Source organism: Mesorhizobium sp. M2C.T.Ca.TU.002.02.1.1 (assembly GCF_003997225.1).
Map to the genome: position 1 here is coordinate 1 of NZ_RZTO01000088.1, position 12376 is coordinate 12376.

At 65.1% G+C, this 12376-nt stretch carries 13 protein-coding genes and 1 pseudogene; 8 read left to right on the forward strand and 6 right to left on the reverse strand.

What is annotated here, in order from left to right; all coding sequences use genetic code 11:
- Positions 1 to 117 precede the first annotated feature (117 nt).
- Both EOD07_RS07225 and EOD07_RS07230 read right to left on the reverse strand, forming a co-directional pair.
- Positions 118 to 522, reverse strand: a complete 405-nt coding sequence (locus tag EOD07_RS07225) for a GFA family protein (RefSeq protein WP_127234624.1) — start codon at positions 520 to 522, stop codon at positions 118 to 120.
- Between the two features lie 35 nt (positions 523 to 557).
- A complete protein-coding gene (locus tag EOD07_RS07230) occupies positions 558 to 1517 on the reverse strand; it encodes a cation diffusion facilitator family transporter (protein ID WP_127234626.1) in 960 nt (319 codons plus the stop codon).
- 219 nt (positions 1518 to 1736) lie between these two features.
- Here EOD07_RS07230 and EOD07_RS39040 point away from each other — a divergent pair, with 219 nt between their 5' ends.
- The gene (locus tag EOD07_RS39040) at positions 1737 to 1862 is read left to right on the forward strand and encodes a hypothetical protein (protein ID WP_082953831.1); all 126 of its coding nucleotides are present in this window, start codon (positions 1737 to 1739) and stop codon (positions 1860 to 1862) included.
- A 198-nt stretch (positions 1863 to 2060) separates the two neighbouring features.
- The gene (gene sugE, locus EOD07_RS07240; protein ID WP_040986423.1) at positions 2061 to 2375 is read left to right on the forward strand and encodes a quaternary ammonium compound efflux SMR transporter SugE; all 315 of its coding nucleotides are present in this window, start codon (positions 2061 to 2063) and stop codon (positions 2373 to 2375) included.
- Between the two features lie 124 nt (positions 2376 to 2499).
- Here the strand turns inward: sugE and EOD07_RS38420 are convergent, their stop codons facing one another.
- The 3 genes and pseudogenes from EOD07_RS38420 to EOD07_RS07250 all read right to left on the reverse strand — a co-directional run.
- Positions 2500 to 3075: an IS630 family transposase gene (locus EOD07_RS38420; RefSeq protein WP_245469937.1), complete on the reverse strand. Its 576-nt coding sequence runs from the start codon at positions 3073 to 3075 to the stop codon at positions 2500 to 2502.
- Positions 3015 to 3455 carry a transposase gene (locus EOD07_RS38425; RefSeq protein WP_245469935.1) on the reverse strand — a complete coding sequence of 147 codons (441 nt, stop codon included), beginning with the start codon at positions 3453 to 3455 and terminating at the stop codon, positions 3015 to 3017. The genes EOD07_RS38420 and EOD07_RS38425 overlap by 61 nt, the downstream gene beginning before the upstream one ends.
- Positions 3456 to 3540: 85 nt before the next feature.
- Positions 3541 to 4416: pseudogene (locus EOD07_RS07250) on the reverse strand (GH25 family lysozyme); the annotation flags it as partial.
- A 280-nt stretch (positions 4417 to 4696) separates the two neighbouring features.
- On the opposite strand from EOD07_RS07250, the gene EOD07_RS07255 reads away from it, so the two are divergent.
- From EOD07_RS07255 to EOD07_RS07280, 6 genes are all read left to right on the forward strand, one after another.
- Entirely contained in the window at positions 4697 to 5581 is an 885-nt protein-coding gene (locus EOD07_RS07255; RefSeq protein ID WP_127234628.1) for an AraC family transcriptional regulator, read from the forward strand.
- A gap of 297 nt (positions 5582 to 5878) precedes the next feature.
- On the forward strand, positions 5879 to 6961 hold the full coding sequence (locus EOD07_RS07260; protein ID WP_071074048.1) for a sugar ABC transporter substrate-binding protein: 1083 nt from the start codon (positions 5879 to 5881) through the stop codon (positions 6959 to 6961).
- Positions 6962 to 7027: 66 nt separating this feature from the next.
- Entirely contained in the window at positions 7028 to 7858 is an 831-nt protein-coding gene (locus EOD07_RS07265) for an ATP-binding cassette domain-containing protein (protein ID WP_127234630.1), read from the forward strand.
- Positions 7855 to 9105 (forward strand): sugar ABC transporter permease, encoded by a 1251-nt coding sequence (locus EOD07_RS07270; protein WP_127234632.1) that lies wholly within the window; start codon positions 7855 to 7857, stop codon positions 9103 to 9105. Before EOD07_RS07265 ends, EOD07_RS07270 begins: the two co-directional genes overlap by 4 nt.
- A 24-nt stretch (positions 9106 to 9129) precedes the next feature.
- Positions 9130 to 9858, forward strand: a complete 729-nt coding sequence (locus EOD07_RS07275) for an SDR family oxidoreductase (RefSeq protein WP_127234634.1) — start codon at positions 9130 to 9132, stop codon at positions 9856 to 9858.
- 139 nt (positions 9859 to 9997) lie between these two features.
- Positions 9998 to 11605: an FGGY-family carbohydrate kinase gene (locus tag EOD07_RS07280; protein WP_127234636.1), complete on the forward strand. Its 1608-nt coding sequence runs from the start codon at positions 9998 to 10000 to the stop codon at positions 11603 to 11605.
- 8 nt (positions 11606 to 11613) lie between these two features.
- On the opposite strand, the gene EOD07_RS07285 is transcribed toward EOD07_RS07280, so the two are convergent.
- Positions 11614 to 11850: a hypothetical protein gene (locus tag EOD07_RS07285; RefSeq protein WP_127234638.1), complete on the reverse strand. Its 237-nt coding sequence runs from the start codon at positions 11848 to 11850 to the stop codon at positions 11614 to 11616.
- Positions 11851 to 12376: the final 526 nt, after the last annotated feature.

The window sequence follows — 12376 nt, forward strand, 5'->3', positions numbered from 1 at the left end:
ATACATGACCGCTCCAGACTTGCGCCGTATCTGCTAATTGCCTCTTGCCTAAGAGGGGCCGTCCATACATGACGACGTTGGGAGGCGGCTGAGGACAGCTCCGCCCGGCATCCAGTCCTACTGCTCCTCCGTCGTCGCCATGCCTTCGAATTCCGGAAGCCAGCGCAGGGCCGACCGGTGCCATTTCTGTTGCCTCGGGACCAGGTCCTGACGCTGCCGGGCGGTGCCGACCCTGATGCCATAGACTTTCGGACCGTCGCCAACCGACGTCGCGTAAAGATGCGAGCCGCAGTCGGCACAGAAAGCCTGGGCGCGCTTGGCGCCGCTTGCCACGACCTTGATGTAGATTTTCGGCGCGCCCTTGGTGATCCTGTAGTCGCTTTCCGGCGCCGGAACGGTGACGCGGAAGGCCGTTCCGGTCAGCTGCTGGCAGTCCGTGCAGTGGCAGATCGAGGTCTTCTCAGGATCGACCTCCGCCTCATAGGCGATCGCGCCGCAATGGCATCCGCCGTCGATCTTCATCGGCATTCCTCCTTACAAACTTCGCTGCGTTCAACCTAACTCCCGTCTGAAGCCTCGGCGATAGCCTTGCGCCGCTGCTCCCATGTGCCAGTGGCTTGCGGCTTGACGAACAGCTTCGATATCTGGGGCATTTCCTTCTTGAGCCTTGCTTCCAGGCGCTCGACGCAGGCTTCGATCTCGGGCGCGGTGAGATGATCCTCGAATTCGATGCTCAAGCCCGCGACGATCTCCTCGGGACCGATGTGGACGCTCAATATGCCGTTCGCCCGCTGCACCGCCGGATCCTCCTGGGCGATCGCCAGGACCTGGCGCTGCACGTCCGGAGAGGCCGGCTCGCCCATCAGCAACCCCTTGCTTTCGCGCGCCAGGAAGACCGCGGTCGCCCCGAGAATGATCGCAATGCCGATCGAGCCGGCGCCGTCGAGCTCGGGGGTCTCCAGCAGTTCGGCGGACAGGATGCCGGCGAAGGCGACGATGAGGCCGAGCAGCGCGGCGCTGTCCTCGAACAGCACCGTGTAGACGCTGGGGTCCTTGCTGCGGCGCACCGCCTGGAACCAGCCCTGCCTGCCCTTCTGCTGCCGAAACTCCTTCAGCGCGACCAGCCATGAGCTGCCCTCGAAGAGGAAGGAGAGGCCAAGCACGATGTAGTTGACCTTGGCGTTGAAGACCGGTTCGGGCGCCATGATGTGGATGATGCCCTCGTAGAAGGACACGCCGGCGCCGAGCGCGAACACCAGGAGCGCGACGATGAAGCTCCAGAAATAGAGCTCGCGCCCATGGCCGAGCGGATGCGTGCGGTCGGGCGGCCGCGCGGCGCGGCGCATGCCGTAGAGGAGCAGCGCCCCGTTGCCGGTGTCGACCAGCGAATGCACCCCTTCCGACAGCATGGCGGACGAACCGGTGAAGGCCGCCGCCGCGAATTTGGTGAGCGCGATCGCCAGGTTGCCGGCAAGCGCGGCGTAGATCACCCGTCTCGATCCGCTATGTCCTGCCATCCGATCTCCCGACGCGCCCCAGCCTGGCGGGACAATGAAACTCCACAGACAATGCGCCAGGCAATCGGAAGTTCAAGCCACCGCGCCGCGTTGAATGGGCATAGCGACGGGAAATCGGTTGACATCCAGCCGGACGGTCCAGTCCGCGATAGCCAGCCTCTTGCAGTCCGGCATTTCTCTTGTTTCACTTGGATCGCCCACAAACCGGAGGAGCGAATCATGGCAAAAGGTGCGATGAAGGCGGGCAAGGAACCCCGCAAGCCGAAGAAGGATGCCAAGAAGCCCGCCGCGGCCCCGGCTCCTAAGGCGCCGCCGGTCAAGGCGATGCGCATCAAGGAAAAGTAAGCGGCCGAATTCGGTCGCCCACGGCTCAAATGCAGCTTGGTACCGGCGGCATGACAATGCTGCCGGTGTTTTGTTGATTGGGAAACTGAGCACCCTATATAAAGGAGACGAGGACGACCTCGCTTCCCCGACAAACCGGCCGGGACGACCCGCCACACCGAGCATCGCAACCGATGCCGGACTGACGGAGCGTTTTCGATGTCCTGGATTTTTCTGTTCTTCGCCGGCCTGTTCGAGATCGGCTGGGCGATCGGCCTCAAATACACCGACGGCTTCTCCAAACCGCTGCCGACCCTTCTCACCATAGCCTCGATGATCGTCAGCCTCGGTCTGCTCGGCCTGGCGTTGAAGACGCTGCCCGTCGGCACGGCCTATGCGGTGTGGACCGGCATCGGCACCGTCGGCACGGCACTGCTCGGCATCTGGCTGCTCGGCGAGCCCGCGACCGCTGTCCGGCTCGCCTGTATCGGCCTGATTGTCTGCGGCATCGTCGGCCTCAAGCTGGTAGCCTGAGCATTTTTAGAGCGGTTCACCGTTTCACGGAAAACGGCTAACCGCTCTATCTCTTTGTTTTTACGCAATTCCGGACGGAAAACCGCTCACACTTTTCCTGGAATTGCTCTAAAGCATGTCGCGTTTAATTGGCCTCATAACCGGCAGCTTTGAAGAAGTTTCTGCACTGTAGCGGGTCGAACAGGTCGCATATGTCCTTGAGTGCGCTGCATATGTCGTCGAAGGATCGCGCGGCCTTCTTTCTGAGCAGCGCCTTGAGTTTCGAGAAGGCCATTTCGATTGGATTGAGATCGGGCGAGTAGGCCGGCAGCGGCAGCAGCCAGGCACCGCGCTGGCGCACCAGCTCGGCCGCCCGCTCGCTCTTGTGGAAGGCGACATTGTCGAGGATGACGACGTCGCCCGGGTTGAGTTCGGGGGCAAGCTGGGTTTCGACATAGAGCTCGAAACGCGCCTTGTTCATCGGCGCATCGACGATCCAAGGCGCGATCATGGCGTGGCATCTCAAGCCGGCGATGAAGGTCTGCGTCTTCCAGCCGCCGAACGGTGCGGATGTTCGGTAACGCTCGCTCTTGGGCGCCCAGCCGGTTCGCTTGGTCAGCCGTGTATTGGTCGAGGTCTCGTCAATGAAGACGAGGCGCGTCAAGGCCTTGTCGAAGAACGGTTTGCGCCGCCCGATCCAATGCTCGCGCGCCTGCCGGATGTCGCGACGCTGGTGCTCGCTCGCCCGGAGTGTCTTTTTTTGTGACTGAGGCCCAGCCGGTGAAGCAGACGAGCCACGTTCGATCGGTGCACCGTGACGCCGCGCTCGTCCAGGTCCACGCACAGCTCGTCGAGCGTCAGATCGCCATTCTCGGCCATCCGCTGGCGCACGAAGTCGGCGTGAGCGGCCAGCTTGCCGCCGCCGCTGCCATGGCCTTGCCGGCGCGGCTCAAGCGAACCCCTCTCGGCGCGCAGCTTCATCAGGGCGTTCACGAACTTCGGCGAAACCCTAAAATGACGCGACGCCTCACGATTGCTGTGGCCCTCATCCACAAACGCTGCAACACGCTTACGCAACGCCATCGGTAACGGCTTGCCCATCGCGGTTTCTCCCTTCTACCGCAATGAATCATCAAACCGTCATTCAGGGAATCCCGAATCCTTTAAAAGGCGACGTGCTTTAGGTGATGGTGACCTTGCCGGCGAGGGCTTTTTCGCGCGAGAGCGGCACCGGGATCGAGGCGAGGTAATCGGCCGGCACGTCGAGCAGTCCGCCGAAGGCCCATTGCCGGCGCAACTCGTCGGCGCTCATCGGCGCGACGCTGACATCGATGTCGTTGGGCGTCCCGGGCACGCGGTAGGGGCAGGAGAAATGGCCGCAATTGGCCTGCGCCGAAAATTGCCACAGCGCGTAGCCCTGCCAGTTGCCCATCGGGAAATGCACGTCGATGTCCGGCTTGTAGCGCGCATACCAGAGCGGCAGCCGCGACAGCAGCCGATATTGGTAGCGGTTGTCGGCGATGTACTGGGCGGTCTTGCCGTTGACATAGAGCACCGGGAAGCGGCCGAGGCGGCGATGCACCTGGCGCACGAATTCCTCGGCGTCGTCCAGCGACATCCATTGCGTTGGGTCGAGGCCTTCGATGTCGAGGGCCATCAGCTCATCCGGCGCCGGCTCGGCGAAATCGATGAAGTTGTTGGCCTGCTCGACCGGGTTGCCGGGCCGGGCCAGGTGATAGGCGCCCCATTTGAGGCCGAGCGCCTTGGCCACCACCTTGCGCGTCTGGAACAATTCGCGCGTCACCGCATAGCGCTTCCATTGCGCCTTGCAGAGTTTGACGTCGGCCTCGGCGCCGAAGCAGACATAGGGCGGCGGCAGACCGTCGGAGGCCTTGTTGATGAAGCCGGCGATGCGCTTGTCGGTGACGAGCTGCTGCCAGTCGATCGAGTTGTATTCGTAGGCGTCGATCACCAGCGGGCGGTCGGCATTCTTCCACGGCTCGGAGAAATCCGAGGCCTTTGCCGCCGTGCCCAGCGCAACCGCCGCCGCGAGAAGCGCCAGGCGGCGAAGAGGGCGCGCCGGCTTTTTCAATCAGGGTGTCCCCACTGACCAGGGAACGATCCTGAACCGCTATGGTTAAGGAATTGCTGCGGAACATCGGCTTGCTTCGGTCTGCCCCAAAACGTCAAAAAAGTATCGGTCGGGTGGACAAGCCGTGGTGGCAGGGGCTTCAATTGCCGCCTAAGCTTTCAATCACGGCGGCCAGTGGCAAGACACTGTACGCCTGACGAAGCGCAGCAACCGGTCACAAGACCGGACCCGCGCGGGGAGGAAAATGAAGATGAATCCGGACCTGGAAGTCGTCCAGATCAGACAGGGAGAGTCGTTCAAGGCCTGGGCCCACGGCTATCCTTTCCGCACTGTCCGCTGGCACTTCCATCCCGAATACGAGCTGCACCTGGTCGTCGCCACCACCGGCCGTTATTTCGTCGGCGACTTCATCGGTGAGTTCGAGCCGGGCAATCTGGTGCTCACCGGGCCCAATCTGCCGCACAACTGGGTCAGCGACGTGCCGCCGGGCGAGACCGTGCCGCTGCGCGGCCGCGTCGTCCAGTTCTCGGAAGAGTTCATCGCCGATGCGTCCGCCGCCTTGCCCGAACTTGCCGCCTGCGCCGGCATCCTCGAAACCAGCCGCCGCGGCGCGCTGTTCTCGCCGGCGACGGCCGAGCTCGCGGCGCCCCTGCTAGCGGAGCTGACCGAGGCGCAGGGCGTGCGCCGCCTGTCGCTGTTCATGGCCGTGCTCGATATCTTGAACCGCGCCGGCGATGTCCGCACGCTGGCCAGCGCCGGCTATCTGCCCGATCCCTCCGGCTTCATGTCGGCAGGCATCAACCAGGCGCTCGCTTACATCAATGGCCACCTGACCGAGCCGTTCAGCGAAGGGACGCTCGCCGAGATCGCCGGGCGCAGCCCGAGCGCCTTCTCGCGCAGCTTCCGCCGCCACACCGGAATGGCGCTGGTGCAGTATGTCAACCGGCTGCGCATCAACCTCGCCTGCCAGCTCTTGATGAGCGAGGCGCAGATGTCGATCACCGAGATCTGCTACGCCGCCGGCTACAACAACATCTCGAATTTCAACCGCCAGTTCCTGGCGCAGAAGGGCATGTCGCCTTCGCGCTTCAGGGCTTTGCTGGCCGAGAACATCAACGCGGAGATTGCCGCCTAACAGGGAGGAAGCGGGAGGAGCCAAAGGCATTCCGGTCCAAAGACCTTTCGTCCGGAATTGCATCAAACAAAGAAACACTCAGGGAAGGAAAGACGCGGGGTGCAGGGCACCCTGTGCTGGGGTTCGTTTGCCCGAAATCCAGCACGTTCAGGAGGATGTCCGCGTGGTTCATCGGGATCGAGCGATCCCCGACCGCCGTCATACTCCTTTCAACAGTTCGACATGCAGTCAAGGCCTGGCGCGTTGTCCACCGCTCAGGTCCTCGTGAAACCATTTCCTCGAAACGGAGACATTCGAATGACCAGACATGCTTGGAAATCGCCGTTTGCCTTGAAGTCGACGATCGCTGCCGTTTTCGCGGTCTCGCTGCTCGGCGGCACCGCGGCATTCGCCGACACGGTCACCGACGCCACGGTCGCCTTCCTGATGCCCGACCAGGCATCGACCCGCTACGAGCAGCACGATTATCCCGGCTTCGTCGCCGAGATGAAGAAGCTCTGCCCGGGCTGCAAGGTGATCTACCAGAACGCCGATGCCGACGCGGCGCGCCAGCAGCAGCAGTTCAATTCGGTGATCTCGCAGGGCGCCAAGGCGATCGTGCTCGATCCGGTCGATTCGACCGCCGCCGCCTCGCTGGTCAAGCTGGCGCAGAGCCAGGGCGTCAAGGTCATCGCCTATGACCGGCCGATCCCGACGGCCCCCGCCGATTTCTACGTGTCCTTCAACAATGAAGGCATCGGCAAGGCGATCGCCGACTCGCTGGTCGAGCACCTCAAGGCCCTCAAGGTCGATCCGGCCGGCGGCGGCCTGCTGCAGATCAACGGCTCGCCGACCGACGCGGCCGCGGGCCTGATCAAGAAGGGCATCCATGAGGGCCTCGACAACAGCGGCTACCCGATCCTGGCCGAGTTCGACACGCCGGAATGGGCGCCACCAAAGGCCCAGCAATGGGCGAGCGGCCAGATCACCCGCTTCGGCGCCAAGATCCTCGGCGTCGTCGCCGCCAATGACGGCACCGGCGGCGGCGCGATCGCGGCCTTCAAGGCGGCCGGCGTCGATCCGGTTCCGCCGGTGACCGGCAACGACGCGACGATTGCGGCCCTGCAGCTGATCATCGCCGGCGACCAGTACAACACCATCTCCAAGCCGAGCGAGATCGTCGCGGCCGCTGCGGCCAACGTTGCCGTCAAGCTGTTGTCGGGCGAGACGCCGAAGGCCGAGATGACGCTGTACGACACGCCCTCGCAGCTCTTCACCCCGGCTGTCGTGACGCAGGAGAACCTCAAGGCCGAGATCATCGACAAGAAGATCAACACGGCCGCCGAGCTCTGCGTCGACCGCTATGCCGAGGGCTGCAAGAAGCTCGGCATCACCAACTGATCAGTTGGCATCCGGCCGCCCCTCGGCGGCCGGATGTCCAAGGAACGAAGTCAGGAAAGGCGGCGCATGAGCGAGAGTTTTGAAAGGTCGGCTTCCGTCGGCGAGCTGGTGCTCAGCCTGCGCGGCATATCGAAGAATTTCGGCGCGGTTTCGGCGCTGACCGATATCGACTTCGACGTCCATGCCGGCGAGGTCGTAGCACTTGTCGGCGACAACGGCGCCGGCAAGTCGACGCTGGTCAAGATCCTGGCCGGCGTGCACCAGCCGAGCTCGGGAACGATCAATTTCCGCGGCAGGCCGGTCACGCTGCCCGACCCGCGCGCGGCGCTGACGCTCGGCATCGCCACGGTGTTCCAGGACCTCGCGCTTTGCGAGAACCTCGACGTCGTCGCCAACATCTTCCTCGGCAACGAGCTCAGCCCGCTGCGGCTGGACGAGGTGGCGATGGAGATGCGCGCCTGGACGCTGCTCAACGAATTGTCGGCGCGCATCCCGAGCGTGCGCGAGGCGGTCGCCTCGCTGTCAGGCGGCCAGCGCCAGACGGTCGCCATCGCGCGCTCGCTGCTGCTCGAGCCGAAACTCATCCTGCTCGACGAGCCGACCGCCGCGCTCGGCGTCGCCCAGACGGCGGAGGTGCTCAACCTGATCGACCGCGTCCGCGCGCGCGGCCTCGGCGTCGTGATGATCAGCCACAACATGGAGGATGTCCGCGCCGTCGCCGACCGCATCGTGGTGCTGAGGCTCGGGCGCAACAACGGCGTCTTCGAGCCCGACGCTTCGAACCAGGACCTGGTGAGCGCCATCACCGGCGCTTCCAACAACGCGGTGTCGCGTCGCGCCGAGCGGCTGCGGGCAGAACGCGATCACAGCGCGCAGGCGAGGGAGCAGCGTCCATGACGGAGCAAGGCAATTCGGCCCCGCTGGCGCTCGACCGCGCCGATGCCCGGGTGAAGCATGAAGCCGGCATCGGCGGCGCGGTCAGCGCCTTCCTCGACCGCGTGCGCAGCGGTGATCTCGGCTCGCTGCCGGTCATCGTCGGCCTCGTCGTCATCTGGACCGTCTTCACCAGCCTCAACCCGGTCTTCGTCTCCAGCAGCAACCTGGTCAATCTCCTGTTCGACTGCTCGACCGTCGGCGTCATCGCGCTCGGCATCGTCTGCGTGCTGATGGTCGGCGAGATCGACCTCTCGGTCGGCTCGATCAGCGGCTTCGCCTCGGCGATGGTCGGCACGCTCTGGGTCAACCAGGGCTGGCCGGTCGCGCTCGCCATCTTGGCCGCGCTGGTCTTCGGCGCCCTGATCGGCTCGCTCTATGCCTTGCTGTTCAACCGCCTCGGCATGCCGAGCTTTGTCTCGACGCTGGCCGGCCTGCTCGCGGTGCTGGGCATGCAGCTCTACATCCTCGGCTCCACCGGCTCGATCAACCTGCCCTATGGCTCCGCATTGGTCGATTTCGGCCAGCTGATGGTGATGCCGAAATGGGTCTCGCACACGCTGGCCGCGATCCCGGGTTTGGCGATGCTGGTCAGCGGGCTGCGCACCGTCGCACGCCGCCGCGCGGCCAATCTGTCGACGCCGTCCGTAGCCGGGCTCGTCCTGCGCGTCGCCGTCATAACCATCGGGCTCGAGCTGATCGTCGCCTACCTCAACCAGTCGCGCGGCATCCCGTGGATGTTCGGCCTGTTCGTCGGCCTCGTCGTGGCCATGAACTATGCGCTGACCCGCACCAAATGGGGGCGTTCGATGACCGCCGTCGGCGGCAACCGCGAGGCGGCGCGGCGCGCCGGCATCAAGGTGCGCGCCATCTATCTCAGCGCTTTCGCGCTGTGCTCGCTCTTCGCCGCGCTCGGCGGCGTGTTGGCGGCCGCGCGGCTCGCTTCCGCCAGCCAGCAGGCCGGCACCGGCGACGTGAACCTGAACGCCATCGCGGCCGCGGTCATCGGCGGCACCAGCCTGTTCGGCGGTCGCGGCAGCGCCTATTCCGCGCTGCTCGGCATCATCGTCATCCAGTCGATCGCCAGCGGCCTGACGCTGCTCGATCTGTCCTCGTCGCTTCGCTACATGATCACCGGTGCCGTTCTCGCCATCGCCGTGATCGTCGACTCCCTGGCGCGCCGTTCCCGTGCTTCGCACGGCCGCGCCTGAACCGTTCAAACGAGAAGGGTACACATGGCTCACGATCTTTCGGGAAAAGTCGCCGCGGTCACCGGCGCGGCATCGGGCATCGGCCTCGAATGCGCCAGGGCGATGCTCACGGCCGGTGCCCGCGTCGTGCTGGTCGACCGCGCCGAGGACAGGCTCAAGGAGGTCGTCGCCGAGCTCGGCGACGGCGCGATCCCGCTGGTGGTCGACCTCACCAGCCCCGCCAGCGTCGCGACCATGCTGCCCGGCATCCTCGACAAGACCGGTCAGCTCGACATCTTCCACGCCAATGCCGGCTCCTATGTCGGTGGCGAGATCCTCAACGGCGATCCGGATGCCTGGGACCGCATGCTGAACCTCAACATCAACTCGGTGTTCCGCTCGGTGCACGCGGTGCTGCCGCATATGGTCGGGCGCAAGACCGGCGACATCATCGTCACCAGTTCCATCGCCGGCCTCGTGCCCGTCGTCTGGGAGCCGGTCTACACGGCCTCGAAACATGCCATACAGGCCTTCGTCCATACGCTGCGCCGGCAGGTCGCCAAGCACGGCCTTCGCGTCGGCGCCGTGGCGCCGGGGCCAGTGGTGACGGCGCTGATCAGCGACTGGCCAAAGCAGAAGCTCGAGGACGAGCTGGCGGCCGGCGGACTGATGCAACCCACCGAGGTCGCGGACGCCGTCCTGTTCATGCTGACGCGGCCGAGGAACGTCACCATTCGAGATCTGGTGATCCTGCCGCAGAGCAACGACCTGTGATGAAGGAAGGGAGTAGGGCAGTAAGGCAGTATGTGAAGCACTATCGCCCTTGCGACCGACCGCTCACGACTGACAATCTCCTACTGCCCTACTGCCCTACTGCCCTACTGCCCTACTGCCCTACCTCTGAGGTTTCCCCATGCCTTCCCACTTCCTCGGCATCGATGTCGGCACCGGCAGCGCGCGCGCCGGCCTCTTTGACGAGCGCGGCGAGATGCTTGCTTCCGCCAAGCGCGACATCGCCCTCTTCGTCGAGCCGGGCGAGATCGCCGAGCAGTCGAGCCGCGACATCTGGCAGGCGGTCTGCGCCAGCGTGCGCGAGGCGGTCGGGAAGGCGGGCGTCGATCCCCGGGACATCGTCGGCATCGGCTTCGACGCGACATGTTCGCTGGTGGTGGTCGGTAACGATGGCGAGCCATTGCCGGTCGGCCGCTCGGGAGACAGCGACAGGAACATCATCGTCTGGATGGACCACCGCGCCCTCGACCAGACCAGGCGCATCAATGCCCTTAAGCATCCCGTCCTCGACTATGTCGGCGGCGTCATCTCGCCGGAGATGGAGACGCCGAAGCTTTTGTGGCTGAAGGAGAACCTGCCCGAGACCTTCGCCGGGGCGAGGCATTTTTTCGACCTCGCCGACTATCTCACGTGGCGTGCCACGGGCAGCCTTGCCCGTTCGGTCTGCACGCTTGCCTGCAAATGGACCTATCTCGGCCATGAGCGGCGCTGGGACGACAGCTATTTTTATTCTGCCGGGCTCGGCGAGCTTGCCGACGAAGGATTTGCCCGCATCGGCACCGATGTGGTCGATCCCGGCACCGCGCTGGGCGCCGGCCTGACGGAAGCGGCGGCCGCTGAATTGGGGCTGGTCGCGGGCACAGTCGTCGCCGCCGGGCTGATCGACGCCCATGCAGGCGGCGTCGGCACCGTGGGCGCCGCCGGTAATGTCGGCAGCATCTCGTCGCGCATGGCCTATGTGCTCGGCACCTCGGCCTGCACCATGGCGAGCAGCCAAGACCCGGCCTTCGTGCCGGGCGTGTGGGGACCCTATTATTCCGCCATGGTGCCCGGGTTCTGGCTGAGCGAGGGCGGCCAGTCGGCGGCCGGAGCGGCCATTGATCTCCTGGTGCATTTCCACCCGGCCGCAGCCGAGGCTTCCGCGCGCGCCATGGCCGAAGGCAAATCGCTGGTCGATTGGCTGGCCGCGGCCGCCATGGCGGCCTCAACCGACCTGTCGGCCGCCGCCACGCTTGCTGGAAGCATCCAGGTCGTGCCCGAATTCCTCGGCAATCGCTCGCCTTTGGCGGATCCCGATGCGCGCGGCCTGATCGCCGGGCTCGGCACCGACCGTTCCGTCGAAAGTCTCGTCGGCCTTTATGTCGCCGGCCTTTGCGGCCTCGGCTATGGCGTGCGTCAGATCGTGGCGGCGATGGCGTCATCCGGCCTTGCCGTCGACACCATCGTCATCAGCGGCGGCGCCGGGCAGTCGCCGCTGGTGCGTCAGCTGCTTGCCGACGCCGCCGGCCTGGCGGTCGCCGCGTCGCAATCGCCGGAGCCGGTGCTGCTGGGCGCCGCGATGCTCGGAGCGGTCGCGGCCGGCCGGTATGTGGACCTTTCGACCGCCATGCCTGCCATGTCCCGGCTTGGTGACGTTTTCACACCCGCGGCGGGCGACATGCGGGCGTGGCACGACAAGCGTTACGAAGCCTTCCTGGCGCTGCAGGCGGTGGGCCGCAGCATACGCTGAGGGATCGATCAGCGCCTGAACAGCGACGGGACCTCGAACGGATCGGGCGCCGGCTCCTGCGGCAACGTGCCTTCGGCCCTGCGCTTCTTGTGGTGTGCGAGCGAGCATTGCGGCGAGCACAACAGGCCGCGATCTGTCCAGTAAGCGGGGCCTTCCTCGAGCATCCCGTGATAGTAGTTGAAATCCGGGGCCCGGTAGGGCAGCCCGCATTCGATGCAGCGATAGGCGTCGGGTCTGGCAAGCATGGGATGTCCGGTTTTGGTCTGCAATCGGCGGACCATACCAGCCGGATGCAATTCGTGGTAGAAATTTTGAGGCCGGGCCGCAGCCTTCACGGGTTCGTCATCCACGGGCGAAGCAAGGAGCGAAGCGACGCGGCGCAGGCCCGAGGATCCATGCCGTTACCCACGAGCGTTGCAGCGGTTCAGAACGATCTCCGTTCTGCACCGCCTCTACCCTTCGCGCGAGGTCATGGCATGGATCCTCGGGTCTGCGCGACGCTTCGCGTCGCTCCGCCCGTGGATGACGAAGCTCGGGGCGCTTCGGCCAATCTCCGAAGTCGGCGATCGGTTCGTTGGTGTAAAGCGTCTCCCGACCTTCGTGGTTAGCCGAAACGCTCGCGATTTCGTCATTCTATGGCGGAGCAAGGAGCGAAGCGACGCGCGCAGACCATAGAATCCATTCCGTGACGTTGAGGCGTTGCGGCGGTCCAGAATTCTGCTCCGCTGCGCTCTACGGTCAAGGTAACGGAATGGATCCTCGGGTCTACGC

Coding starts and splice junctions, on each gene's coding strand:
- EOD07_RS07225 (WP_127234624.1), bottom strand. CDS start 522: ATGAAGATCGACGGCGGATGCCATTGCGGCGCGATCGCCTATGAGGCG.
- EOD07_RS07230 (WP_127234626.1), bottom strand. CDS start 1,517: ATGGCAGGACATAGCGGATCGAGACGGGTGATCTACGCCGCGCTTGCC.
- EOD07_RS39040 (WP_082953831.1), top strand. CDS start 1,737: ATGGCAAAAGGTGCGATGAAGGCGGGCAAGGAACCCCGCAAGCCGAAG.
- sugE (WP_040986423.1), top strand. CDS start 2,061: ATGTCCTGGATTTTTCTGTTCTTCGCCGGCCTGTTCGAGATCGGCTGG.
- EOD07_RS38425 (WP_245469935.1), bottom strand. CDS start 3,455: ATGGGCAAGCCGTTACCGATGGCGTTGCGTAAGCGTGTTGCAGCGTTT.
- EOD07_RS07255 (WP_127234628.1), top strand. CDS start 4,697: ATGAATCCGGACCTGGAAGTCGTCCAGATCAGACAGGGAGAGTCGTTC.
- EOD07_RS07260 (WP_071074048.1), top strand. CDS start 5,879: ATGACCAGACATGCTTGGAAATCGCCGTTTGCCTTGAAGTCGACGATC.
- EOD07_RS07265 (WP_127234630.1), top strand. CDS start 7,028: ATGAGCGAGAGTTTTGAAAGGTCGGCTTCCGTCGGCGAGCTGGTGCTC.
- EOD07_RS07270 (WP_127234632.1), top strand. CDS start 7,855: ATGACGGAGCAAGGCAATTCGGCCCCGCTGGCGCTCGACCGCGCCGAT.
- EOD07_RS07275 (WP_127234634.1), top strand. CDS start 9,130: ATGGCTCACGATCTTTCGGGAAAAGTCGCCGCGGTCACCGGCGCGGCA.
- EOD07_RS07280 (WP_127234636.1), top strand. CDS start 9,998: ATGCCTTCCCACTTCCTCGGCATCGATGTCGGCACCGGCAGCGCGCGC.
- EOD07_RS07285 (WP_127234638.1), bottom strand. CDS start 11,850: ATGCTTGCCAGACCCGACGCCTATCGCTGCATCGAATGCGGGCTGCCC.